This window comes from Streptomyces sp. NPDC127119, assembly GCF_042677425.1.
In the GTDB taxonomy this organism is placed as follows: domain Bacteria; phylum Actinomycetota; class Actinomycetes; order Streptomycetales; family Streptomycetaceae; genus Streptomyces.
On record NZ_JBHXTO010000080.1, the window covers coordinates 17,804 to 44,429 of the forward strand.

Genomic DNA, 26,626 nt, shown 5'->3' on the forward strand with positions numbered 1-26,626 from the left:
CATGGTCCTGCCCGTCATCAACTCCTATGCCATGCCCGACCGTTCCGCGGTTCCCGCGTCCGGCCCGGCCTGGACGATCGACCCGGCACGGGCCGCGCTGCTCGTCCACGACATGCAGAACCACTTCGTCCAGGCCTTCCCGCCGGACTGCTCACCCGTCGTGGAACTGATCGACAACATCGCCACCCTGCGCGAACTGGCGGGCACCCTCGGCATGCCGATCGTCTTCAGCGCCGAACCGGCCGAGCAACGCCCCGGCCAGCGCGGTCTGATGCGTGACATCTGGGGGCCAGGCATCGGCCCGGAACCCGACGGGGACGCGGCGGTGGTGGCCCCGCTCAGGCCCCGGGCGGGCGAACACCTGATGGTCAACGTCCGCCACAACGCGTTCCTCCGCAGCCATCTCGGCAGGCTGCTGCGCTCCGAGGGGCGCGATCAGCTGATCCTGTGCGGGGTGCGGGCGCATCTCGGCATCCTGCTCACGGCCGCGGACGCCTTCATGCACGACATCCAGCCGTTCGTGGTGGCCGACGCGGTGGCCGACTTCTCGGCCGAGGACCACTCCATGGCCCTGCGGTGGATCGCCCGGACCGGTGTCGTCTGCACCACCGACCAGCTGATCCGTCACCTTCTGCACGGCAGGGCGGCACAGAGCATGTGACGGGCGCCGGGGGCGACGGACGGGCGCCCGCGCGGACGCGCCAACAGGCGCCACGCGGAGGGCAGTTGGGACTTGGCAGTCGGCAGTCGGCCGTGAGTGACTTACGCGCAAGGGCGTCCCGGATAGTCGTCGCTCTCCGGTACGCCCGCCTCGCGCATCCTGCGCAGGACCTCGCCCCGCAGCGGCCCGTCGCCGATGTCCACCACACCGTTGGTGTCCCGGTCGAAGACGAGGACGTCCCCCGCGGTGTCCCACAGCACCCACCTGCGCGGGTACGCGGGCGCCAGCCACAGATGGGCGTACGTCTCCACGTTGTCGATGCGCGTGCTCACAGTGCGCCTCCCTCGGTCTCCCGGCCGTCGACGAATGTCGCGACCACGTCGATGTCGCCGATGCGCGAGACCTCCACGCCCGTGGGGTCGTCACCCAGGACGACCAGGTCCGCGCTCCTGCCCGGCGTGAGGCTGCCCGCGCGGTCCTCCCAGTGGCAGGCGAAGGCGCCGGCCACGGTGTAGGCGCGCAGTGCCTCGTCGACGGTGATGCCCTCGTCCGGGCCGATGACCTGCCCCGACGCGGAGGCCCGCTCGACCATGAACTGGATCGCCCTGAGCGGCGATCCGTCCGCGACGGGCCGGTCCGAACTGCCGACCAGCGTGACGCCGTGGTCGAGAAAACCCCGTCCACGGTACAGCCAGGGTGCCCGCTCCTTCCCCATGACGGCCGCGTAGTCGTCGCCGAAGTACCGCAGGAAGTTCGGCTGGACCACAGCTGTCACACCCAGCCTCGCCAGGCGCTCCAGCTGGTCGGGCCGGATGAGGCCCGCGTGCTCGATACGGTGCCGGGCGTCCGGCCTCGGCCGCAGGCGCTGCGCCCGCTCCAGCGCGTCGAGGGCCACGTCGGCCGCCCGGTCGCCGATGGCGTGGACGGCCAGCTGCCAGCCCGCGAGATGCCCGTCGACGATCGTGTCCGCGAGCGACCCGGCGTCCTCCTGCAACTGGCCCGCGTGGTCGAGCCCTTCGTAGGGTCGGCTGAGGGCGGCGGTACGGGCCATCATGCCGCCGTCGGTGTAGATCTTCAGCGCGCCGACGGAGAGCCGGTCGCCGCCGAACCCCGTACGCAGACCGAGGTCGAGGGCGCGGGGGATGCCGTCGTCCCGGTGCGCGGCGACGGGGCGCAGCCGGTCCGCGGACACCATGAGCTGTACGCGCAGGGGCAGTTGCCCCTGTTCCGAGGCCAGTTGGTACGCGCCCAGCTCGACGGGGCTGTGCCCGAACAGGGCGCCGCCGATGCCCGCCTCGGCGCAGCCGGTGATGCCCTCGGCCAGGCAGCCGCGGGCCGCGTGACCGATCGCGTCGGCCAACTCCTGCTGCGAGTAGGGCAGTCGCAGGGCCCGCGCGGCTCCCATGGCTCCCTCGGCGAGAAAGCCGTCCCCGTCGGCGAGTTCGGCGGGCAGGAGGTCCAGGACGGCCGTGTTGACCATGCAGCCGTGTCCGGAGTCGTGCATCAGGAACACCTTGCGCCCGGCGCTGACCGCGTCCAGTTCGGCGGCGGTCAGATGGCGGCCGAGGCCCCGCTGGTCGTACCCCGCGAGGTCCGTCCAGCCTCCTTCCGGGGTGCGTGCCACCGCTTCGGCCACCGCGGCCAGTACGTCCTCGACCGACCGGCACGGCGCGATGCTCGGTGTGCCGGCCTTGAAGCCGGTCCAGGCCAGATGGACATGGCTGTCGATGAATCCGGGCAGCACGGTCGCGCCCTGGAGGTCGACCTCCCTGCGGGCGGGCAGGGCGGCCACCTCCTCGTCCAGGCCCACGATCCGGCCCCGCCAGATGCCCAGTTCGCGGGCGACGGGGCGGTCCGGATCCATGGTGAGGACACGGGCGTTGGTGAGTCGTGTGGAGAGCATCTGCGGGGCTCAGCCGACCTGGTCCGCCGCCGTCCGCTCCACCAGGCTCTTGGGGCGCATGTCCGTCCAGTTGACCTCGATGTGGTCCAGGCACTCCTGGCGGGGAGCGGGGCCGTGCGCGACGGTCCAGCCGGCCGGCACGTCCACGAAGTCGGGCCACAGGCTGTACTGGCCCTCGTCGTTGACGAGCACGGAGTAGGTGCCTTCGGGGTTCTCGAACGGGTTGGTGCTCATGAGGGTCCTCCGACTCGCTTGGTTCTGCTGGGGGTTGATGGGGGTGATGTCGACGGGAGTGACAGGGACAGGGGTGACTGGGATGGGGGTGGCAGAGAGGGAACTAGTCACCGGTGGTTCCGGCCGCCCCGGTCGCACGGTTCGCCGCGCGGGCGACCAGCGCCCTGAGCGCCCGGAACCAGCTCTCCGCCAGATCGCGGACCACCTCCTCGTCCAGGACCGCCTCCGGCCAGGACCAGTGGGCGGCCAGGACGGGCCCGTCGGCGCGGTCCTCGGTCACCACGTTGATGCCCAGCGCGTGCCCTTCCCGCATACCGGGCTCGGGACCGATGTCCGAGACGTCCTCCTCGGGGGCGTACGACCAGTCCGTCGCCTCCGGGATGCCGAAGCGCCCCAGGTAGTTGAACTCGATCGGCGGCGCCTCGAAGCCGGCGAGCACCGGTGCGGTACGGGGGTTGAGGTGGCGGAGCATGCCGTAGCCGACGCCGTTCGCGGGCAGCGAGGCGAGGTGCCGGCGGGTCCGGTCGAGCGCCTCCTCGACGGCCGGGCCGCCCTCCAGGGCCGCGTCCAGGTCGACGGGGCCCGGGTCCAGGAGGACGGGGAAGATGCTGGTGAACCAGCCGACCGTGCGGGACAGGTCGACGTCCCCGGCCACCTCCTCGTCGCGGCCGTGGCTCTCCAGGTCCACCAGGACCGGTCCCCCGGCGCCGCCGTCGTGCCGTCGCCGCCAGTCGGCCACGGCGAGTCCGAGGCCGGTGAGCAGTACGTCGTTGACGTTCGCGGCGAAGGCGGAGGGCACCGCGGACAGCAGCGGGCCCGTGTGCTCGGCGGGCAGCCGCAGCTCCAGCCGCCGTACGGTGCCGGTCGTGTCGCGGACCGGGTCCAGCGGGCTCTTCAGCGGCAGGGGGGCAGCGCCCTCCAACACGCTTGTCCAGAAAGGCAGTTCCTGTTCGCGGGCCGGGTCCTGGGCCAGTTCTTCGAGCGTGCGCGCCCAGGTGCGGAAGGAGGTGTCGACGGGCGGCAGCTCGACGGGGCGTCCCGCCTCGACCGCTCGCCAGGCGGTCTCCATGTCCGGCAGCAGGATGCGCCAGGAGACTCCGTCGGTCACGAGGTGGTGGGCCATCAGGAGCAGCCTGCCGGGTTCGTCGCCCGCGTCGAACCACACCGCCTTCACCATGGTTCCGGCGTCGGGGGCCAGGGTCGCGCGGGCGGTGTGGGCGCCTTCCGCGACCGCGGTCCGCAGGGCGTCGGCGTCCAGGCCCGCGACGTCGACGCGCTCGATCCAGGACCCGGGGTCCACGGAGTCCGTGGGCGGGACTGCGATGCTCCAGGTGCCGCCGTTGCCGTCCTCGCCGACTGCGGCCGTTCGTCGGCTCACGGTCAGTGGGGGCTGGTCGCGCAGTTCCCCGCGCCCCTCAAGGGGCGCGGTACGCACCAGCGTGCCGCGCAGCATCGCGTGGCGGGCTGCCAGGGCCCGCAGGACCGCCGTGAGCTTCGGGCGGTCCAGGGTGGCGGGGGTGCGGACCAGGGCCGACTGGTGGTAGCCCTGGAACGGGCCGCCGAGTTCGCGCAGCCAGTGCATGACCGGGGTGAGCGGCACGATGCCGGTGCCGTCGTCGGCGGGACGGGCGTCGGCGGCACCGGTGGTGGTCGCGACCTCGGCGAGACCGGCGACCGTACGGTGCCGGAGCACCAGGCGCGGAGTGATCCGCACGTCGGCCGCGCGGGCCCTGCTGACGAGTTGCATCGCCATGATGCTGTCGCCGCCGAGGGTGAAGAAGTCGTCGTCGACGCCGACCTCGGCCAGACCCAGCACCTCGGCGAACACCGTGCACAGGGTCTTCTCCAGCTCGGTCCCGGGCGCACGCCCGGTGGAGAGCGCGGAGAAGTCCGGGGCGGGCAGGGCGGCCCGGTCCAGCTTGCCGTTGGCGAGCTCCGGCAGCCGGTCCAGGAGGACCACGGCGGCCGGGACCATGTGGTCGGGCAGCTGTCCGCCGACGTGGGCGCGCAGCCGCCCGGGGTCGGGCAGTGCGCCGGACGCCGGGACCACGTACGCGACGAGCAGTTTCCGCGCGCCTTCCTGACGGACCGTCACCACGGCCTGTGCGACGTCCTGGTGGGCGGTGAGGACGGATTCGATCTCGCCGGGTTCGATGCGGAAGCCGCGGATCTTGACCTGGTCGTCGGCACGGCCCAGGTAGTCGAGGTGTCCGTCGGCCGTCCAGCGGGCGAGGTCGCCGGTGCGGTAGAGGCGGGAGCCGGGGGCGCCTCCGAAGGGGTTGGCGACGAAACGTTCGGCCGTCAGGGCGGGCCGGCCGAGGTAGCCGCGGGCGAGGCCGCCGCCCGCCAGGTACAGCTCGCCCGTCACTCCGGGCGGGACGGGCTGCAGCCGGTCGTCGAGGACGTACGCGCTGGTGCCCGCGACCGGGCGGCCGACGAGCGGGCGGTCGCTGTCGCGCACCCGGGCCACGAGCGCGTCGACGGTGGACTCGGTGGGTCCGTACAGGTTGAACGCCTCGGTACCGTTCAGGCGTCCGAGCCGTTCCCAGAGTGCGCCCGGCACGGCCTCGCCGCCGACGCCGACGACCGCGAGGGGGCTGCTGCCGTCCTCGCGTACGAGTCCGGTCCCGGCCATCTGCGCGAAGAACGACGGGGTGACCTCAAGGAAGTCGAAGCCGTGCTCGACGACGGCCGCGGCAAGGAGATCGGGGTCGCGGCGGGTCTCGTCGGAGACGACGTGGACGCAGTGTCCGTCCAGGAGCCACAGCTGCGGCTGCCAGGAGGCGTCGAAGGAGAACGCCCAGGCGTGTCCCGCACGCAGATGCCGTCGTCCGGTGATCGCCCTCGCGGGCTCGTACAGCGTCTCGCGGTGGCTGTGGAAGAGGTTGCCGACCGTCTCGTGGGTGACGACGACACCCTTGGGGCGGCCGGTGGAGCCGGAGGTGTAGATGACGTACGCCGGACTGGGCGGGGTCAGAGCCGCGATGCGGTCCGTGTCCGTGAGGTCGGTCGCGGGCTGGGCGGCGAGCAGTTCGGCGGTCGCCTCGGCGTCGAGTTCCAGTACCGGCGGGCCGTCCGCGGGGAGCAGCGGTGCGAGCTGTCGTGTGGTGAGCGTCAGGACCGGGCGGGCGTCGGCGAGGGTGTCGGTCAGGTGGGTGGTCGGGGCGTCCGGGTCGAGCGGCAGGTAGGCGGCGCCCGCCTTGTGCACGGCGAGGATGGCCAGCAGGGTGCGGGCGGTGCGGGGCAGGGCCAGTGCGACGAGGCGTTCCGGTCCGGCGCCCTGGGCGACGAGCAGCCGGGCGAGCCGGTTCGCCTTCGCGTTGAGCTGGGCGAACGTCAGCTTGATGCCGTCGGACGCGACGGCCGGTGCGTCCGGTGAGAGAGCCGCCTGCCGTTCGAAGAGGGCCGGTACGGTGGTCGGTCCGGCGAGCAGGGGCCGGTCGTTCCACTCGGTGAGGATGCGCCGGCGTTCCGCGTCGCCGAGGATGTCGATGCGGCCGATCGGGGTGTCGGGGGCGGCGACCACGGCCCGCAGCAGCCGCACGAGCCGTTCGGCGATCGCCTCGGCGGTCGCGTGATCGAAGAGGTCGGTGCTGTATTCCAGTACGCCGTCGACACCGCCGCCACCCTCCACGTCATGACCGCCGCGCTCCACGAAGTCGAAGGAGAGGTCGAACTTGGCGCCGGTCGCGCCGACTTCCTCGCGTCGCGCGTCGAGGCCGGCGAGGAAGTCCCCCGTACCGCCCGCCGCGAGATACACGACCATGACCTGGAACAGCGGGTGCCGGGAGAGCGAGCGCGCGGGGCTGAGGACGTCCACCACCCGCTCGAACGGCACGTCCTGGTGGTCGAAGGCGGCCAGGTCGGTCTCCCGGACGCGGGCGAGCAGTTCGCGGAACGCCGGGTCGCCGGAGGTGTCGGTGCGCAGGACCAGGGTGTTGAGGAAGAACCCGACCAGGTCCTCCAGCGCCTCTTCGCTCCGCCCGGCGATCGGGCTGCCGAGCGGGATGTCCGTACCGGCGCCCAGCCTGGTCAGCAGGGCGGCCACGGCCGCCTGGACGATCATGAACATGCTGACGTTGCCGGACCGGGCCAGCTCGCGCAGTCCCGCCGCCAGCTCCGCGTCCAGGGCCATGTCGACCACGCCACCGCGGTAGCTGGCCTCCAGCGGGCGGGGCCGGTCGGCGGGCAGCGCCAGCTCTTCGGGCAGCCCTGCCAACGCCTGCTTCCAGAAGTCGAGTTGGCGGGACGCCAGGCTCCGCGGATCCTTCTCGTCGCCGAGCACCGCACGCTGCCACAGGCTGTAGTCGGCGTACTGGACGGGCAGGGGTGCCCACGCGGGCGTACCGCCCGTCGCGCGCGCCGCGTAGGCGGCGGCCAGGTCGTGGGTGAGGGGCCGGTCCGACCACTCGTCGCCCGCGATGTGGTGGAGCAGGAGCAGCAGGACGTGCTCGTCCTCGGCGGTTCGGAAGAGGTGGACGAGCAGGGGCGCCTCCCGGTCCAGCTCGAAGCCGTACCCGACGGCCTCGGCCAGCCGTTCCGCCAGTTCCTCCTCACCGCTCACGGAGGTGGTCCGCACGGCGATCCCGGCCCGCTGGGGCTCCAGGATCAGCTGGTACGCCCGTCCGTCCTCCTCGGGGAAGACGGTGCGCAGCGGCTCGTGGCGGGCCACCAGATCGTCGACCGCGATCCGCAGCGCGTCGGCGTCGAGGGCGCCGGAGAGCCGCCAGACCAGCGGAATGTTGTACGTGGGACTCGGGCCCTCCACCCGGTACAGGACCCACAGCCGCTGCTGGGCGAAGGAGAGCGGCAGCCGATCCGGCCGGTCCGCCGGGGCGAGGACGGGCAGGTCGGCGCGGGCCCCGTCGGTCGCCCCGTCGCGGAGCGCGTCGGCGAGTCGGGCGGGTGTCGGGGCGTCGAAGACCGTGCGCAGGGACGCCTCGGCGCCGAGCACCGCCCGGACGCGGGCGGCGAGCCGCATGGCCACCAGGGAGTGACCGCCCAGGGCGAAGAAGTCGTCGTGGACACCGACGCGTTCCAGGTCCAGGACCTCGGCGAACAGACCGCAGAGGATCTCCTCGCGCGGGGTGCGGGGCAGGGATTCGGTGGTACCGGCCGCGAAGTCGGGCGCGGGCAGTGCCCTGCGGTCGAGCTTGCCGTTGGGGGTCAGCGGCAGGGCGTCCAGGGCCATGAAGGCCGCGGGGACCATGTGCTCGGGCAGCTCGGCGGCGGCGTGCCTGCGCAGCGCGGCAGAGACCTCGGGAACCGCGGCGGCAGCGGAGGTGCCGGAGACGCCAGGAACCGCAGAGGCACTGGAGACGGCAGGGTCCGTGTCGCGTCCCGCCGCCGGGACGACGTACGCCACGAGTCGCTGGCCGTGCGGGACGACGACGGCCTGGGCGACGGTGTCGTGGCGCCCGAGGACGGACTCGATCTCGCCGAGTTCGATCCGGAAGCCGCGGATCTTGACCTGGTCGTCGGTGCGGCCCAGGTACTCGACCGTGCCGTCGGACGTCCAGCGGGCGAGGTCGCCCGTGCGGTACATGCGCTCGCCGGGCCCGCCGTACGGGTCGGCGACGAACCGCTCGGCGGTCAGTCCGGCGCGGTCGAGATAGCCACGGGCCAGCTGGGCACCGGCGAGGTACAGCTCACCCGCCACACCCGGCGGGACCGGCCGCAGCGCGGCGTCGAGGACGTACACGCGGGTGTTCCACACCGGCCGTCCGATGGGCACCGAGGTGGCGCCCGGATGCACCTGGGCCGCGGTGACGTCGACGGAGGCCTCGGTCGGCCCGTACAGGTTGTGCAGTTCGGTGGAGGCGAGCGTCCGGTGGAAGCGGTGCGTGAGCGGGGCGGGCAGGGCCTCGCCGCTGCACATCACCTTGCGCAGGCCCACGCATCCCGCGGCGGCCGGCTCCTCCAGGAACAGCTGGAGCATCGAGGGCACGAAATGCGCGACGGTGACGTCCTGCCGCTGGATCAGCTCGGCGAGATAGCGGGGGTCCTTGTGTCCGTCGGGCCGGGCGACCACCAGGGCGGCCCCGGTGATCAGCGGCCAGAAGAACTCCCAGACGGAGACGTCGAAGCTGGACGGGGTCTTCTGGAGCACCCGGTCCGCGCCGGTCAGGCCGTAGGCGTCCTGCATCCACAGCAGGCGGTTGACGATGCCCGACTGCGGTACGACCACACCCTTCGGACGTCCCGTGGAACCGGAGGTGTAGATGACATAGGCGGGGCTCGACGGGTCGTACGCGCCGGGAAGCGGGCCCTCGGGCCCCTCGGGCAGGCCGTCGCGGATCACGCACACCGGACGGGCGTCCTCCAGCATGAACGCGAGGCGCTCCTGCGGGTAGTCGGCGTCCAGCGGCAGATGGGCGCCGCCCGCGCGATGCACCGCGAGGAGGGCGATCACGAGGTCCGCCGAGCGCGGCAGCGCGACGGCCACCGTGCGCTCGGGACCCACGCCGAGGCCGGCCAGCACCCGTGCGGTGTGTTCGACGCGCGCGTCCAACTCGGCGTACGTCAGCCGCTGTTCGCCGAAGACCAGCGCGAGCGCGTCGGGTGTGCGGGCCGCCTGGGCACGGAACAGCTCGGGGAGGGTGGTGGGGGCCGTCTCGTGGGCCGTGTCGTTCCAGTCCGCGAGGACGAGCGCCCGCTCGTCCGGCGTCAGCACCTCCACCTCACGCACGGGCAGGTCCGGCGTGTCGGCGACCTGCGCCAGCAGTCGGACCAGGCGTCCGGCGAGGCGTTCCGCCGTCGTTCCGTCGCACAGGTCGGTCGCGTAGTCGAGCAGCAGGACCAGCCGGTCCTGCTCGTCCACGAAGGTGAAGTGCAGGTCGAACTTGGCCCTGCCGGTGTCCATGTCGGACCACTCGGTGGACAGGCCCAGCAGGTCGGGGTCGCCGTCGGGTCGGTAGTGGTAGCCCAGCATCACCTGGAACAGCGGGTTGCGGCCCGCCACCCGCGGCGGGTTGACGGCCTCCACGACCCGGTCGAAGGGCAGGTCCTGGTGCTCGAAGGCGGCGAGCGCCGACTCACGCACCCTGCCGGCCAGTTGACGGAACGTCAGGTCGTCGCCCGACAGGTCGGTGCGCAGGACCAGGGTGTTGACGAAGAAGCCGACCAGGTCGTCGAGTCCGCTGTCCGTGCGGCCCGCGATGGGCGCGCCGAGCGGGATGTCGTCGCCCGCGCCCAGCCGGTGCAGCAGGGTCGCCGTGGCCGCCTGGAGGAGCATGAACATGCTGGTGCCGGTCTCGCCGGACAGCTCGCGCAGGGTGCGGCCGACCTCTGCGGGCACCTCGTGGCGGACCTTGCCGCCGAGTCCGGTGGGCTCGGCGGGCCGCGGCCGGTCCAGGGGCAGCGCCAGCTCCTCGGGAAGGTCGCGCAACGCCTGCGTCCAGTACGCCAGTTGTTCGTCGCCGACCTGGGCGAGGAGCTGTTCCTGCCACAGCGTGTAGTCGGCGTACTGCACGGGCAGCGGCGCCCGGTCGGGCTCCTGACCCGCGACCCGGGCCGCGTACGCGGTGTTCAGGTCGGCCAGGAACGGCCGGTCGGACCATTCGTCGGTCGTGATGTGGTGCAGTACGACAGCCACCACGTGGTCGGTCGGGCCGACCCTGAACACCTCGCAGCGCAGCGGGAGTTCGCGCGCCAGGTCGAAGGGGCGCTGCTGCGCCGACTCGATCAGCCCGTCCAGTGCCTGCTCGGCGCAGTCCGTCACGGTGAGGCCGGGCGCGGCCTCGGCGGCCGGGACGACGACCTGGTACGGCTCTCCGTCGTGCTCGTGGAACACCGTGCGCAGCGCCTCGTGCCGACCCGCCACATCGCTCAGCGCGGACCGCAGCGCGTCGAGATCGAGTTCCCCGCGCAGCCGGAAGACCAGCGGGAAGTTGTACGCGACACCGCTGCCGGTGATGCGTTCGACCAGCCACAGCCGGCGCTGGGCCGGTGAGAGCGGGATGCGGTCGGGGCGTACGACGGGGGCGACGGCCGGACGGGCGGGGCGCCCGCTGTCGGCCCGTGCGGCGAGCAGTTCGGGTGTCGGCGCCTCGAAGAGGTCGCGGATCGCCAGCTCGGCGCCCAGCTCGGTGCGGGCCCGGCTGATCAGCCGGGTGGCGAGCAGCGAGTGGCCGCCCAGGTCGAAGAAGCCGTCCTCCGCGCCGACCTCGGGCAGTCCCAGTACCTCGGCGAAGAGACGGCAGAGCACCTCTTCCTGCGGGGTGCGCGGTCCGCGGCCGGTGCCGAGGGCGACCGCGGGTTCGGCGTCGGGCAGGGCGCGCTGGTCCAGCTTGCCGTTGTCGTTCATGGGCAGCCGGTCGAGGGTCACGAACGCGGCCGGGACCATGTACTCGGGCAGCTGCTGCTTGAGATCGTCGCGCAGCCGCCGGACCAGGCTGTTCGCTCCCCGGGCCGCGGTGGGCTCGTTGGCGTACGGGGCCTCGCCGCCGCCGGGGAGGTAGAGCCCGGCGGTACGCCCGGGGCCGGCGGCGAGGGAGTCGGTGTCTGTTTCGGTGGCGGTGGCGGGGATGAACACGGCGTCGTACGTGCCGGGTTCGCGGGACCAGGTCGTCAGGACCTGGCAGCCCAGCCGCGCGCCGAGGTCGTGCAGCTCCTCGGGGTCCACTCCCCCGGCGGCCCCCACGCGGGCGTCGGGAACGCCGGTGAACCGCAGCGGGGTGACCGCACGGACGAGGTCGGTCAGATCGAGGTCTTCGGTGTAGCCGACGGACGGCACGCGCTCCAGGGCGAGGTCGGCCTCACCCGCGTACAGGACGGCGTCGTAGCGGTGGCGGGTCAGCTCGTTGTGGTGGCGGGCGCGCTTGGTCCGCAGGTCGACGCGGTGGCCGAGGGTGGTGAAGTAGTCGGGGTCGACGAGGAGTTCCTTCTCCAGGCGCAGCCCGCGTTCGACGGCGCGCTCAAGTCCCTCCCCCGTGATGCCCTGGGTCCTGGCCCGCTGGATCTCCGTCTGGAAGGTCCGGGCGAGGCGCAGGTTGCGGACGTCACCGACGAACAGCGCGCCGCCCGGCGCCAGGAGCCGCATGGCTCCCTCGATCACCGTCGTCAGGTAGTCGATGCTCGGGAAGTACTGGATGACGGAGTTGATGACGATCGTGTCGAAGTACCCGTCGGCGGGCAGACCGGTCAGGTCGTCGGCCGGCTGGGCGCGCAGGGTGACCCGTGCGGCCAGCTCCGGGTCCTGCGCCAGCTCCTCGCCGATCTTGCGGATGACGGGGGCGGCGAAGTCGGTCGCCCAGTAGGCCTCGGCCTCCGGCGCGAGCTTCGACAGCAGCAGGCCGGAGCCGACACCGATCTCCAGGACGCGGCGCGGTCGCAGCGAGCGGATCCGGGCGACGGTGGCCTCGCGCCACTCCCGCATCTCCTCGAAGGGGATGGGCTGCCCGTCGTACGAGGAGTCCCAGCCCGCGTAGTCCTCGGTGAAGACGGCGGTGCTGATCTCCTCGTACTCGTCGGAGTAGATCTCCTGCCACTCGCCGACCTGCTCGCGTTCGGCGCCGTCACGGTCGCCGCCGGTGAGCGGGGCCGGGACGACATAGCCGACGAGCCGTTCGTCGCGGACGACCACGGCCGCGTGCGCGACCTGGGGGTGCCGGGAGAGCGCGGTCTCGATCTCGCCCAGTTCCACGCGGTAGCCGCGGATCTTGACCTGGTCGTCGGTGCGGCCGAGGAAGTCGAGGTTGCCGTCGGGGCCCCGGCGTACGAGGTCGCCGGTGCGGTACATGCGCTCGCCGGGCTCGCCGAAGGGGTCGGCGACGAACCGCTCGGCGGTCAGCCCCGGCCGCTCCAGGTAGCCGCGGGCCAGACCGATGCCCGCGATGTACAGCTCGCCGGGGACGCCCTCGGGCACCGGCCGCAGCCAGGCGTCCAGGATGTGGGCGCGGGTTCCGCGGATCGGACGGCCGACGGTCGGGGTGGCGCTGTCGAGGGTGCCGCCGCCGAGAGTGTTGATGGTGTACTCGGTCGGCCCGTAGAGGTTGTAGCCGTACGTGCCCTCGGTGTCGCGGAGCCGGTTCCACACGGTCTCGGACACGGCCTCGCCGCCGAGCAGCACGAGCGGCGGCCGGTGACCCTCCAACAGGCCCTGCTCGATGAGGAGATGGGCATAGGTGGGCGTCACGTTGATGACGTCGACGCGGTGGGTCTCGCAGTACGCGACCAGGGCCTCGGCGTCGCGCCGCAGCTCCTCGTCGCAGATGTGCACCTCATGCCCCTCGACGAGCCACAGCAGCTCTTCCCAGGACATGTCGAAGGCGAACGACACCGTGTGCGCGATGCGCAGTCCGCGTCCGCCCGCCGAGGCGATGGCCGGTTCGAAGATCTCCCGCTGGTGGTTGAGCTGCATGTTGGTCAGGCCGCGGTAGGGCGTGACGACACCCTTGGGCCGGCCGGTGGACCCGGAGGTGTAGATGACGTACGCCGGGTGCTCCAGGCTGAAGCGCCGCCGCTCCAGGTCGGCCGGGTAGGCGGCCAGTTCGACGGTCACCGCCAGGTCGTCGAGGAGGGCGCGGGGGGTGTCGGCCGCCGCCAGCCGTTCGGAGACGGCGGTGTTGGACAGCAGCAGTGTGGGCCGGGCGTCCTGGAGCATCGCGACGAGCCGGTCGTCCGGATGGTCCAGCTCCAGGGGCAGGTACGCGGCACCGGTGCGCAGGACGGCGAAGAGCGCGACGACCATGTCGAGGGAGCGGGGCAGTCCGAGCGCGACGACCCGCTCGGGTGCGGCGCCCCGGTCGATCAGCAGTCGGGCCATGCGGTTGATACGGGCGTCGAGCTGGGCGTAGGTGAGGGTCTGGTCGCCGAAGACGAGGGCGGTGGTGTCGGGCGTGGCCAGGGCCTGTGCCGCCAGCAGGTCGGCGATGGTGTCCTCGGGGTCGGGCACCCGCCCCTCGGCCCTCTCACGCTCCGATCGCTCGTGCTCGGCGGGGAGTTGAGCGTCCAGTCGTCCGACCGGGGCGTCGAGGTCGTGGGTGAGCCGTTCGAGGAGCAGCGTGAACCGGTCGAGCAGGTCCTGCGCCTGGGGCCGCGCGACGACGTCGGCCCGGTGGGTCAGGGTGACCTGGATGGAGCGGCCCGGGGTGACGACCAGGTTGACGGGATAGTGCGTGGCGTCGACGTTGGCGACGGCCGTGGCCCCGTGCTGGTCGCTCAGTTCGGCGAGCCGCTCCTCGGTGTCGCTGTTGCGCAGCACGAAGAGGGTGTCGAACAGCCGCCGGTGCCCGGTCTCGGCCTGCAGCACACCGAGGCCCAGATACTCGTACGGCATGACGGCCAGCCGCTCGTCCTGGACGCGGCGCAGCAGGGCGAGTACGGGTTCGGCCGGGTCGTAGGCGATACGGGCGGGGACGGTGTTGAGGAACATGCCGATGACGTTCTCGATCTCCGGCACCTCGCTCGGCCGGCCCGCGACGGTGGTGCCGAAGACGACGTCACTGCGGCCGGTCGCGCTCGCCAGGGTCAGGCCCCAGGCGGCGTTGAGCACCGTGTTGAGGGTCAGTCCGTGGCGGCGGCCGATGTCGCGCAGCCGTGTCCCGACCTCGTCCGGGACGTGGGCGTCGAGGCTCTCCGGGATGTCCGGCTCCAGGCCCTGGTCGGCGGCGGCGAGCAGGGTGGGCTCGTCGAGTCCGGCCAGCGCGGTACGCCAGGCGGCGGTGGCGACGGCCGTGTCCTGGACCTCCAGCCAGGTCAGGTAGTCGCGGTACGAGCCGGGGGCGGCCAGTCCGCTCGGGTCGCCGCCGGACTCGTACAGGGCGAAGAGCTGGTCGAGGAAGAGCCAGGCGGACCAGCCGTCCCACAGGAGCAGATGGCGGCCGACGACGAGGCGGTCGCCGCGTTCCTCGCCGAGCCGGATCACCAGGATGCGGAAAAGCAGCGGGCGGGTGAGGTCGAAGCGGCGGGAGCGCTCGGCGTCGGTCAACTCCCGCAGGCGGATGTCCTGTTCGGTGGCCGACAGGTCGGAGAGGTCGACCTCTTCGAGGGGGATCTCGGGGTCGCGGACGATGAACTGCACGGGCTGGCGCAGTCCTTCGCTGGTGAACCCGGCACGCAGGCTGGGGGTGCGGTCCAGCAGCACCCGTACGGCGGTGCGCAGGCGGTCGGTGTCGAGCGGGACGGCGATGTCGAACGACTCGTGGACGGTGTAGACGTCCAGGGTGCCGGCGTCGTACGTGGAGTGGAAGAACAGGCCTTCCTGGAGCGGGGCGAGCGGCCAGATGTCGTCCACGGGGCCGGGGCTGAGCCGGTGGACGCGCTCGGTCTCCTCGGCGGTGAGGGCGAAGTCGGAGCGCGGGGCGCTTGTCTCGGCGACCGGGGTGGCCGCCGCGGCCAGGGCGAGCGGGGTGCGGTGCGCGAAGACGTCACGGGGGTTCAGGTCGAGGCCGGCCCGGCGGGCGCGGCTGGAGACGCCGATCGAGGTGATGCTGTCGCCGCCGAGCATGAAGAAGTCGTCGTCGATACCGACCTCGTCGAGCTTCAGCACCGCGGCGAAGATGCCGGTCAGCGCGGCCTCCCGCGCGTCGCGGGGTGCGCGCGCCCCGGCCCGTACCGCCTGCGGGGCGGGCAGCGCGGCGCGGTCGAGCTTGCCGCTGGGGGTGAGCGGGAGTGCGTCCAGGACGACGTAGGCGCCGGGGACCATGGGGGCGGGCAGGGAGTCGGCGAGGGCCGTCTGGAGTTCGGCGGGCTCGGGGTGTGCGTCGCGGGCCGGGACCACGTACGCCACGAGCGCGCTGCCGCCGCTCCCGGTGGCGGTGACGGTGACGGCGGCCTGGGCGACGGACGTCTGCCGGGCCAACGCGGCCTCGATCTCGCCCAGTTCGATGCGGTTGCCGCGGATCTTGACCTGGCGGTCGGTGCGGCCCAGGTACTCGACGACTCCGTCGGCGCGACGGCGTACGAGGTCGCCCGTGCGGTACATGCGCGCGCCGGGCCCGCCGTACGGGTCGGCGACGAACCGCTCGGCGGTCAGGCCCGGCCGGGCGTGATAGCCGCGGGCCAGCTGGACGCCGGTCAGGTACAGCTCGCCGGGCACGCCCGGGGGTACCGGCCTCAGGCAGGTGTCCAGAACGCGCAGGTCCGTGTTCCACACCGGCTGCCCGATGGGCACGGTCGTGCCGGGCGCGATGGCGTGGAGGTCGTACGGGTGGTACGTGACGTCGACGGCGGCCTCGGTCGGGCCGTACAGGTTGTGCAGCGGTACCCCGGTGAGGGCCAGCCAGCGGGCCGACGCGGCGGTGGGCAGGGCCTCGCCGCTGCTGAAGACGCGCCGCAGGGAGGCGGCCCACGCGGGAGGTGCGGTGCCCTCCTCCGGACGCGGGGAGGACGGCTCGAAGGACTGGAGGAACGCTTCGAGCATCGACGGCACGAAGTGCAGGGTGGTGACGCCCTGTTCGCGGATCAGCTCGGCGAGGTAGGCGGGGTCGCGGTGGCCGTCCGGGCGGGCGAGTACGACCGTGGCACCCTCGCACAGCGCCCAGAAGAACTCCCAGACGCTGACGTCGAAGCTGGCGGGGGTCTTCTGCAGCACCCGGTCGTCGGCGGCCAGTCCGTACTGGCCCTGCATCCAGGCCAGCCGGTTGACGATCGCGCGATGGGTGACGACGACACCCTTGGGCAGGCCGGTGGAGCCGGAGGTGTAGATCAGGTACGCGGGGTCGTCGGGGCCCGCCACGACGGCGGTGGCGGCTTCCGGTCGCTCGGCGGCTTCCGGCTGCTCGTCCGCCGGGGCGTCCACCAGGAGGTGGGCGAGGCCCGGGACCTCGGGCAGTCGGTGCGCGGTGCCGGAGGTGGTGACGACCGTCGTCGCGCCGGAGTCGGTGAGCATGTGGGTCACCCGGTCGGCGGGGTAGTCCACGTCGACGGGAAGGTAGGCGGCCCCGGACCTGAGCACGCCGAGCAGGGCGACCATGAGGTCGGCGGAGCGGGGGACGGCGACCGCGACGACGACGCCGGGCCGGGCGCCCTCCGTGCGGAGTCTGTGCGCCAACTCCGCTGCTCGGGCGTCGAGTTCCGCGTACGTGACGGTCTCGCCCTCGTACACGACCGCCGTGGCGGCCGGGGTGCGGGCGGCCTGGGCCTCGAAGGCGGCGGCGAGAGTGGTGTCGGGCACCTCGTGGCGTTCGCCGGACGGGTGGGCCCGGGACAGCTCCGCCGCCGACAGCAGCTCCAGCGCGGCGGCCGACTGCCCGGGGTCCGCCGCCAGAGCGTGCAGGATGCGGGTGAGACGGTCGGCGATCCCGCGTACGGCCTCGGCGTCGAGGCGCTGGGCGTGGTGCTTCAGCCGCAGGTCGAGACGGCGGCCCGGCTTCACGATCAGGGCGAGCGGGTAGTGGACGGCGTCGTGGAACTCGTGGCCCGTGACCCGGACCCGGCCGGAGGGGTCGGCGAGACCGGTGGCGGCCGGGTAGTTCTCGAAGACGACGAGGGTGTCGAACAGTTCGCCGCTGCCCGCGAGCCCGGCGACCCGCTGGATCTCCGCGAGCCCGAGGTGCTGGTGGTCGAGGAGTGCGGCCTGCTCGTCCTGGAGGCGCCCGAGGAGACCGCCGAGGGTGTCCGAGGGCTCCCAGCGGAAGCGGGTGGGAAGGGTGTTGATGAACAGCCCGACCATGGACTCGATGCCCTCGACCTCGGCGTCCCGGCCGGAGACGGTGGTGCCGAACACCACGTCCTGGCGGGCGGTCAGCCGTCCGATCAGCAGGCCCCAGGCGCTCTGGACGACCGTTCCCAGGGTCACTCCCAGCTCGCGGGCGCGGGCCGACAGCCGGGCGGTGACCTGCTCGGACAGCTCGACACGGACCTGCGCGGGCGTGATCGGCGTGCCGTCGGCCGGCGTCTCGACGAGACGGGTGGGCTCCTCGATCCCGGCGAGCGCGTCGTGCCAGGTCTCGCGGGCGGTGTCCCGGTCGGCGGCGGCGAGCGTACGCAGGTACGAGCGGTACGGGGCGACCTCGGGCAGCGGGGCCGGGTTCTCGCCGTAGGAAGCGAGCAGTTCGCGGTGCAGGACGGGCAACGACCAGCCGTCGGCCACACTGTGATGGAACGTCAGCAGGAGACGGGCGCGGTCCTCGCCGAGCCTGATGAAGGCGCAGCGCAGCAGGGGCGGTCGGGCGAGGTCGAAGCGGCGGGCACGCTCCTCGGCGGCCACGGCGTCGGCCGTCACCTCGGCCGTCACTGCGGCTTCCATGTCGGCTTCCGTGCCGGCTTCCGTGCCGGCGACGCGTGCCGCCGCCGACAGGTCCAGTTCGCGCCAGGGCAGTTCCAGTCCCTCGGTGATGATCTGTACCGGGCGTCCGTCGGCGAGGGGGCGGAAGCAGGCGCGCAGCGGGGCGTGCCGGTCGAGGACGCGCTGGGCGGCCTTGCGCAGGGCCTCGGCGTCGACGGGACCGGACAGTTCGAGGGCCTGCTGGACCACGTAGGCGTCGTGGTCGGCGCCGTCGACGAGGGCGTGGAAGTAGAAGCCCTCCTGGAGGGGGCTCAGGGGCAGCAATTCCTGCACGGTCACCGGGTACTCGCCCTGGATCTCGGCGAGTTCGGCGTCGGTGAGCCGCACGAGCGGGGCCTGCGCGTGGGAGGCGCCCGCCCCTGTTCCCGTACCCGCGCCTGGGCCTGAGCCCGCGCCTCCGCCCGTGGCGGTTTCAGCGTCGGCGTCGGGGCGGACGGTCGCCGCCTCCGCGAGGGCCGCGACCGTCCGGTGCCGGAAGACATCGCGGGAGCTGAGCCGCAGTCCGGCCCTGCGGGCGTGGATGAGCAGTTGGATGGCGGTGATGCTGTCGCCGCCGAGGGCGAAGAAGTCGTCGTCGATGGTCGCCGACCGCAGGCCCAGCACTTCGGCGTAGGCAGCGCACAGCACCTCCTCACGGGCGTCGCGCGGCGGGCGGCCGGAGCTGAGGGCCCCGTAGTCCGGCACGGGAAGCGCGGCGCCGTCGAGCTTGCCGCTCGGGGTGACCGGGAGGCGGTCCAGGGGGACGACGGCGGACGGGACCATGTACTCCGGCAGCTGCTCGGACGCGTACGAACGCAGCGCCTTCATCAGGGAGTTCACATCACGGAAGGGCGCGGGGCGGTTGGCGTGCGGGGCGGTTCCGGACGGGCGGTACAGCCCGCCCGGGGTCGCGGACAGGCTGTCGGCGGGGCCGAAGACCACGTCGAGGCTGCCGTCGTCGGCGACCCCGTTCCAGGTGACCGCGGCCTTCAGGCCGTACCGGGCGGCGAGGGCGTGGAGGGCTTCCGGGTCCGGCGCGTCGGCGGGGGACGCGGCGCGGCTGCTGTCGTCGAGCGCGGACAGCGCGGCCAGGTCCTCGGCGAGACGGGCGTTGGGCAGACCGGTGACGCGGAAGGGGGGTGTGTGTTCCGCGGGCGTCGCTGTGCGGCGGCCGACGAGCAGAGCGTCCATGGCGTCCAGGGCGTCGCCGTTGCCGCCGGCCACGTCGGCCCAGGCGATCTCGTCGCCCGTGGCCGGGGTGGGCGGGGCTCCGGCACCCACGCCCAGGTCGCTCGAAAGGGCAGCGTCGCTTTCAGCTCGGTCGCGCGGTTCCCCGCGCCCCTGCGGGGCGGATCCGCCGTCGGTCCGTGCCGGCGTCAGCACGACGTCGTAGCGGTACCGCGTCAGCTCGTTGTGGTGGTGGCCGTGCTTGACCCGGATGTCGACGTCGAAGCCGTCGAGGGCCGCGAAGTAGTCGGGGTCCAGGAGGAGTTCGCCCTCCCAGGCGAGCGACCGTTCCACGGCGGCCCGCAGTGCCTGCTTGTCCCCCGGGTCGGTCGCGCGGCGCGTCTCCACCGCGGCGCGCAGGACGCGCAGCAGCCGGGCGTTGCGCACGTCGCCGACGAACAGCCGTCCGCCGGGGGCCAGCAGCTCGGCGGCGGCGGCGATGACATCGGTGAGGTAGTCGGCGCCGGGGAAGTACTGGGCGACGGAGTTGAGGACGACGGTGTCGAAGTGGGCCCGGGGCAGCCCGGAGGTGTCGTGCGCGGGCCGGGCGCTCAGGTGCACCCGGCCGGCCAGCTCCGGCGCCCGGTCGACCTCGGCGCGCAGGGCCCGTACCGCCTCCTCGGAGAGGTCGGTGCCCCAGTACTCCTCACAGCCGGGGGCGATCCTGGAGAGGATCAGACCGCTGCCGACGCCGATCTCCAGCACACGGCGCGGCGCCAGCTCCTCGATACGGGCGAGGGTCGCCTCGCGCCACTCGCGCATCTCCGCGACGGGGATGGGCAGTCCGTCGTACATGCTGTTCCAGCCGGCGAAGTTCTCCCGGAAGCCCGCGGTCGCGCCGGCGCCCGGCCCCGCCGAGCCGTCCCGGGTGCCCTCGGATCCCGCCGCCGAGTACAGCAGTTCGTGCAGGTCCTTCCACTCCTGGACCTGTTCGCCGAAGTCCTGGTCGGCGTCCAGCGAGGGAACGACATAGGCGGCGAGCCTGCGGTCGCCGGGGCGGTCCTCGCGGACCAGGACCGCGGCCTGCTCCACGGCCGGGTGGGCGCGCAGCACGGACTCGATCTCACCGGGTTCGATCCGGAAGCCGCGGATCTTCACCTGCGCGTCGGCGCGGCCCAGGAACTCCAGCCGGCCGTCGGCCTTCCAGCGCACCAGGTCGCCGGTGCGGTACAACCGTTCGCCGGGCGGGCCGAACGGGTCCGCGACGAACCGCTCGGCCGTCAGGTCGGGCCGCCCGAGGTAGCCGCGGGCGAGACCGGCTCCGCCGAGGTAGAGCTCTCCCGGGACACCGGCCGGTACGGGCTGGAGCCGGGCGTCGAGCACGTAGGCGCGGGTGCCGGGGTCGGGGACGCCGATCGGCACGATGGTGCCGGCGGGGGTGTCGGGATCGCAGAGGCCGAGGGTGGAGTTGGTGGTCGCCTCGGTGGGGCCGTACGCGTTGAACATCATCCGGCCGCGCGCGTACCGGCCGACCAGCTCGGGCGAGACCCGTTCGGTGCCAGCGAGCAGGGTGGCGGGCGGCAGTTCGACGCCCTCGGGCATCGCGGCGAGGAGGGCCGGCGGGAGGATCATGAAGGTGATGCCGTTGGCGTGGGCGTAGTCGGCGAGCGGGGCGCCGGGCACCCTCAACTCGGCCGGTACGACGACGAGTCGGCCACCGGAGAGCAGCCCGAGGCACAGGTCCCAGAACGCCACGTCGAAGCTCGGCGAGGCGAACTGCAGGACGCGGCTGTGCGGTCCGATGCCGAACCGCTCGCTCTGCGTGGCGACCAGCTTGGCGACGCCCGCGTGGGAGAGCACCACGCCCTTGGGCCGGCCGGTGGAGCCGGAGGTGTAGATGACGTAGGCGGCGTTCCCGACGGAGAGCGAACGCGCCGGTGCGCCCGGCTGAGACTCCGTCAACTCCCGTACGGTGTCCGGCGCGTCCAGCACCAGGACGTCCATGCCGTCGCACGGCGGGATGTCCGCCGCGACCTCGGCGGTGGTGAGCAGGCAGGCGGGCCGGGCGTCGGCCAGCATGTACGAGACGCGGTCGGCCGGATAGTCGGTGTCGACCGGCAGATAGGCGGCGCCGGACTTCAGTACGGCTACCTCGGCGACGATCAGTTCGGCCGAGCGGGGCACGGCGAGGGCCACCACGCGTTCGGGTCCGGCGCCGCGCGCGACGAGGGCGTGGGCCAGCCGGCCGGACCGTTCGTCCAGTTCCGCGTAGGTGAGTGTGGTGTCCTCGAAGACGAGCGCGATCTCGTCGGGCCGCTCCCGTACCCGGTCGGCGAACATCTCCGGCCAGGTCCGCAGCGGGATGTCGTGCTCGGTGTCGTTCCACTCCTCCAGGACGCGGTGCCGTTCCTCGGCGTCCAGCAGGTCCAGTTCACCGATCGGGGTGTACGGGCGGGCGATCGCGTCGGCCAGCAGGGTGGCGTAGTGGCCCGCGGTCCGCAGGGCGGTCCCGTCCCGGAACAGGTCCGGCCGGTAGGTGACGCGGACGTCACCGGCGCGGACTTCGAGCGCGAGGTCGAGCGAGCCCCCGTAAACGCCGGTGAAGTCAGTGCCGCTCCCCGCTTCCGCTCCGGAAGCCGTGGCCGCTGCGGACACCGTGTCCGTCCCGAACAACGTGTTGAACAGCAGCCCGCCGCCCCGGGTCGGCTCCGGCCTCAACTCGGCCACCAGAGAGGCCGGTTCGACGCGGTGGGTCTCGGCCTCCTCGCACGCCTCACCGACGCGCCGGACCAGTTCGGAGAACCCGGTTCCGCCGTCGAGAGTCACCCGGACCGGCAGTCCCCCGTACCCGACGGTGAGGTCGTGCGCGCCGCCGTAGCGGTGCAGCAGCGCCACGAACGCGGACAGGAGAGTGACCTCGTCGGCCGTCGCGTCCAGGGTGCGACTGATCGTGCGCGGCGCGCCGCCGGGCTTGAGCGGATACGGGAAGTCGACGGGCAGGACCGCCTCCTGAGGGAGGGGGTCGAGCCGTCGACGCCAGTACGCCGTCGCGTCAACCTCGTCGACACCGGACACACGCGATTCGAAACCGGACACAGCTGACCGTGCCTCCAGAGTGTGCGGAACCGGCTCAGCCGGAGGACCGCAGGTCATACTAAGGTAAGGATTACCTAACCAAAAGGCCCAGTCCCGGTGGACCACGTGATCCCCACTACGATTAAGGCCTGCCTAACCTAAGGGAGCTGGCCGTTGGAGACCGCAAGGTGACGGGCAAGAGAGTGCGCCCTGTCCTTCTCGTGACACTGCTGGGTACCGTCCTGGCCGTCCTGTGTCTGCTGTCACTGGCGCTCGGCGCGGCCAACATCCCGCCGGACCAGGTGATCTCGGCTCTGTTCGGCGACGCGCCGAGCCGGTTCGTGGACAACGTCGTCTGGTCGGCGCGCGTCCCGCGCACCGCGCTCGGGATCACCGCGGGCGCGGCCCTCGGGCTGGCCGGGGCACTGATGCAGGCACTGACCCGCAATCCGCTCGCCGACCCCGGAGTGCTGGGGGTCAGCGCGGGCGCCGCCTTCGCCATCGTGCTCGCCGTCGGCGTGCTCGGCATCAACTCGCTCTACGGATATGTGTGGTTCGCGTTCGGCGGGGCGCTGATCGCCACGGTGGCCGTCTATCTTTTGGGCGGTCTCGGGCGGTCCGGGATGACTCCGGTGAAGCTGGCGCTCGCGGGCATCGCCGTCACCTCGATGCTGTGGTCGTTCACGCAGGCCATCGTGCTCACGGACGTGGACGCGCTGAACAAGTACCGCTTCTGGTCCGCCGGTTCGCTCGCGGAGGCGGACAACGGCATGGTGTGGCGGGTCCTGCCCTTCCTCGTCGTCGGCGGGGTCCTGGCGCTGGCCTGCGCCCCCGCCCTCAACAGCCTGGCCCTCGGCGACGACGTGGCGGCCTCGCTCGGCCGGCGCCTCGGCCTGGTCCGGCTGGCGGGCGTCGCGGCGATCACCCTGCTCACGGGGGCGGCGGTCGCGGTCATCGGCCCGGTGGTCTTCCTCGGCCTGGTGGTCCCCCATGTGGCCCGCGTGCTCGCCCAGTCGGCGGGCATCGGCCCCGACCAGCGCTGGCTGCTGCCCCTGTCGGCGGTCCTCGCCCCCATCCTGCTGCTCGCCGCGGACATCCTCGGACGCCTCGTGGCACGGCCCACCGAGATCCAGGCGGGGGTGCTGGTCGCCTTCATCGGCGGTCCGTTCTTCATCGCCATGGTCCGTCGGCGCAATCTGGCGGAGGTGTGAACGTGCCGAAGCAGAAGTCCGACCCCACATCCCGTTCAGCCCTCACGTCCCCCGCCGCCGCTCCCCGTTCGGCCGGGTCCGTCCACCACCGCACCTACCGGCTGGCGCTCCCGCCCGTCTCCGGCGTCTTCCGCCCCCGCCTCGTGGCCCTGTCCGTGGTGCTCGCCGCGGGCACCTTCGTCCTGTTCTGCTGGGGCCTGACGACCGGCGACTACCCGATCGGCTTCACCGACGTCGTACGGGCCCTGGTGGGCTCCGGCAACCCCGGCACCGTCCTCGTGGTGGAGGAACTGCGGCTGCCCCGCGCCCTGGTGGGGCTGCTCGCCGGGATCGCGTTCGGGGTCTCCGGCGCGCTGTTCCAGACCATGACCCGCAACCCGCTGGCCAGCCCCGACATGATCGGCCTCACCCAGGGCGCGGGCACCGCGGTCGTCGCGGGCATCGTGCTGGGCTGGGACGGCGGCCTGGGCACCCAGGCACTCGGCCTGTTCGGCGCCCTGGTCACGGCCCTGACCGTCTACGCACTGGCCTGGCGGCGCGGCACCACCGGCTACCGGATCATCCTGGTCGGCATCGGCGTGGCCTGGATCTGCACGAGCGCCACCGACTATCTCGTGGCCAAGGGCGGACGCTTCCAGGCGCAGGCCGCGCTGGGCTGGCTGGTCGGCAACCTCAACGGCCGTACCTGGGGGCAGGTGGGCCCGCTCGCCATCGCGCTGGCCGTGCTGCTGCCGACGGCCCTGCTGCTGGGCCGGCTGCTGCGCACGCTCCAGCTCGGCGACGACGTGGCCACCGGCCTCGGTACGCGCGTCCAGCCCGTACGCCTCGCCATCCTGCTCACCGGGGTCGGTCTGATCGCCTTCGCCACCGCGTCCGCGGGGCCCGTGGCGTTCGTCGCACTGGCCGCCCCGCAGATCGCCCAACGGCTGGCCGGTACGGCCTGGCCGCCCACCGTCGCGTCCGGACTGACCGGGGCCATGGTGGTCCTGGGCGGCGACCTCATCGCCCGTACGCTCGTCTCCGGCACGGAACTGCCGGTCGGCATCGTCACCGGTGTGCTCGGCGCGCCGGTCCTGCTCTGGCTGCTCGTCCGCGCCAACCGCGCGGGCTCAGGAGGTTGATTCCATGTCGGCTGAACCCCTGTCGGCCCCCGGCCCCGATCCCGATCTGCGGGCGAGCGGTCTGCGGCTGGCGTACGACAACCGGCTGGTCGTCGACGGCCTCGACCTGGCGGTCCCGCCCGGCCGGATCACGGCCATCGTCGGCGCCAACGCCTGCGGCAAGTCGACCCTGTTGCGGGCGCTCGCCCGGCTGCTCGCCCCCAAGGAGGGGGCCGTCCACCTCGACGGCCGGGCGCTGCAGTCCATCCCGAGCAGGGAGCTGGCCCAGCGGCTCGGCATCCTGCCGCAGAGCCCGGTGGCGCCCGAGGGGCTGACCGTCATCGACCTGGTCAACCGCGGCCGTTCACCGCATCAGACCTGGTGGCGGCAGTGGTCGAAGGCCGACGAGCAGGCCGTGCACCAGGCGCTGGCCGCGACCAATATGACGGACCTCGCCGACCGGCCCGTCGACGAACTCTCCGGCGGCCAGCGCCAGCGCGCCTGGATCGCCATGGCGGTCGCCCAGGGCACCCCCGTGCTGCTGCTGGACGAGCCGACGACGTATCTCGACCTGGCCCATCAGATCGACGTCCTGGACCTGGTCACCGACCTCAACCGCCGGGAGAGCCGTACGGTCGTGATGGTGCTCCACGACCTCAACCAGGCCTGCCGGTACGCCGATCACGTCGTCGCCATGAAGTCCGGGAAGATCGTCGCCGAGGGCAGCCCGGCGGAGGTCATCACCGCCGAGACGGTCGAGCACGTCTTCGACCTGACCTGCCGCATCACGATGGACCCGGTCAGCCACACCCCCCTGGTCATCCCGATGGGCCGCCACCACGGAGGCCCGCCCCTGGAGGCGGCGGCGGTGCAGGCCGCCGACTAGTCCCTATCGGGCGGGACTTGCGTGCGCCGCCCTGCGTGCGTAGGTCTCGTTCACGTCACCTTGTGTGCGTCGTATGACCGAACGGTGACCGTAAGAGGCAGATGAGGCCGGGGGGACGGAAGGTCCGTACCTATGCCTTGACAGTGATCTCGTTCACTTCTTAGAACGAGAGGCGAAGCATTTCCCCCCACCTCAGTGGGTGCGCCCCCGCACAGGGACGCCCCACGGAAGGGAGAGTCGTGGCTTCCCCACGTCTGCTCCGCAAATGCCTTCTCGCCGCACTGCCCGCCGCCCTCGTCGCGGCCGCGTCCGTCGCCCCCGCCGCCCACGCGGACCCCACTCCGCGGGCGGCCCAGGCCGTGACGTTCTCCGACACCTTCGACGGGGCCGCCGGCTCCGGTGTCGACCAGGGCAAGTGGCAGGTCGAGACCGGCGACAACGTCAACAACCACGAGCGCCAGTACTACACGGCCGGCAACAACAACGCGAAGCTCGACGGCCAGGGCCATCTGGTCATCGAGGCCCGCCGCGAGAACCCGGCCAACTACCAGTGCTGGTACGGGTCGTGCGAGTACACCTCGTCGCGGCTCAACACCTCCGGCAAGTTCACCGCGACGTACGGGCACGTCGAGGCCCGGATGAAGATCCCGCGCGGCCAGGGCATCTGGCCCGCGTTCTGGATGCTCGGCCAGGACATCGGCGACGTCGGCTGGCCCAACTCCGGTGAGATCGACATCATGGAGAACGTGGGCTTCGAGCCCGGAACCGTGCACGGCACTCTGCACGGCCCCGGCTACTCCGGCTCGGGCGGCATAGGCGCGGGCTACTCGCTGCCGAACGGCGAGGCGTTCGCGGACGCCTTCCACACCTTCGCGGTGGACTGGGCGCCGAACAAGATCACCTGGTCCGTGGACGGCACCGTCTACCAGACCCGCACCCCGGCCGACCTGAACGGCAACACCTGGGTCTTCGACAAGCCGTTCTTCCTGATCCTCAATCTCGCGGTGGGCGGCTACTGGCCCGGCGATCCCGACGGTTCGACCAGCTTCCCGCAGCAACTGGTCGTCGACGAGGTGAAGGTGACGACCAGCGACGGCTGACGGAGCCGCCGGCGACACCCTCTGAAGCGTGGCCGCCACAACGCGTTCAAGACCCGAACACGTCGGTGCCCGGCCGGGAAG

The 26,626-nt window shown here is 72.7% G+C and carries 9 protein-coding genes; 5 read left to right on the forward strand and 4 right to left on the reverse strand.

All coding sequences use genetic code 11. From position 1 onward, the window contains the following. Position 1 precedes the first annotated feature (1 nt). Complete coding sequence (locus ACFVH5_RS28240) at positions 2 to 661, forward strand: isochorismatase family protein (RefSeq protein WP_384804077.1); 660 nt, start codon at positions 2 to 4, stop codon at positions 659 to 661. 101 nt (positions 662 to 762) lie between these two features. Here the strand turns inward: ACFVH5_RS28240 and ACFVH5_RS28245 are convergent, their stop codons facing one another. The 4 genes from ACFVH5_RS28245 to ACFVH5_RS28260 all read right to left on the reverse strand — a co-directional run bounded on the left by ACFVH5_RS28245 (position 763) and on the right by ACFVH5_RS28260 (position 22,248). Beyond that, a complete protein-coding gene (locus tag ACFVH5_RS28245; protein ID WP_385836553.1) occupies positions 763 to 993 on the reverse strand; it encodes a hypothetical protein in 231 nt (76 codons plus the stop codon). Next, on the reverse strand, positions 990 to 2,564 hold the full coding sequence (locus ACFVH5_RS28250) for an amidohydrolase (protein WP_385836554.1): 1,575 nt from the start codon (positions 2,562 to 2,564) through the stop codon (positions 990 to 992). The genes ACFVH5_RS28245 and ACFVH5_RS28250 overlap by 4 nt, the downstream gene beginning before the upstream one ends. A 9-nt stretch (positions 2,565 to 2,573) precedes the next feature. Then, positions 2,574 to 2,798, reverse strand: a complete 225-nt coding sequence (locus tag ACFVH5_RS28255) for an MbtH family protein (protein WP_385836555.1) — start codon at positions 2,796 to 2,798, stop codon at positions 2,574 to 2,576. Positions 2,799 to 2,901: 103 nt separating this feature from the next. Beyond that, positions 2,902 to 22,248 carry an amino acid adenylation domain-containing protein gene (locus tag ACFVH5_RS28260; RefSeq protein ID WP_385836556.1) on the reverse strand — a complete coding sequence of 6,449 codons (19,347 nt, stop codon included), beginning with the start codon at positions 22,246 to 22,248 and terminating at the stop codon, positions 2,902 to 2,904. 188 nt (positions 22,249 to 22,436) lie between these two features. Between ACFVH5_RS28260 and ACFVH5_RS28265 the strand changes: the two genes are divergently transcribed. The 4 genes from ACFVH5_RS28265 to ACFVH5_RS28280 all read left to right on the forward strand — a co-directional run bounded on the left by ACFVH5_RS28265 (position 22,437) and on the right by ACFVH5_RS28280 (position 26,545). Further along, positions 22,437 to 23,459, forward strand: a complete 1,023-nt coding sequence (locus ACFVH5_RS28265) for a FecCD family ABC transporter permease (RefSeq protein WP_385836557.1) — start codon at positions 22,437 to 22,439, stop codon at positions 23,457 to 23,459. Positions 23,460 to 23,560: 101 nt separating this feature from the next. After that, positions 23,561 to 24,580, forward strand: coding sequence for a FecCD family ABC transporter permease (locus ACFVH5_RS28270; protein ID WP_385836561.1), 1,020 nt, complete (start codon positions 23,561 to 23,563; stop codon positions 24,578 to 24,580). Positions 24,581 to 24,584: 4 nt separating this feature from the next. Continuing rightward, the gene (locus ACFVH5_RS28275; protein WP_385836559.1) at positions 24,585 to 25,445 is read left to right on the forward strand and encodes an ABC transporter ATP-binding protein; all 861 of its coding nucleotides are present in this window, start codon (positions 24,585 to 24,587) and stop codon (positions 25,443 to 25,445) included. Between the two features lie 239 nt (positions 25,446 to 25,684). Further along, entirely contained in the window at positions 25,685 to 26,545 is an 861-nt protein-coding gene (locus tag ACFVH5_RS28280) for a glycoside hydrolase family 16 protein (RefSeq protein WP_366782508.1), read from the forward strand. Positions 26,546 to 26,626 lie beyond the last annotated feature (81 nt).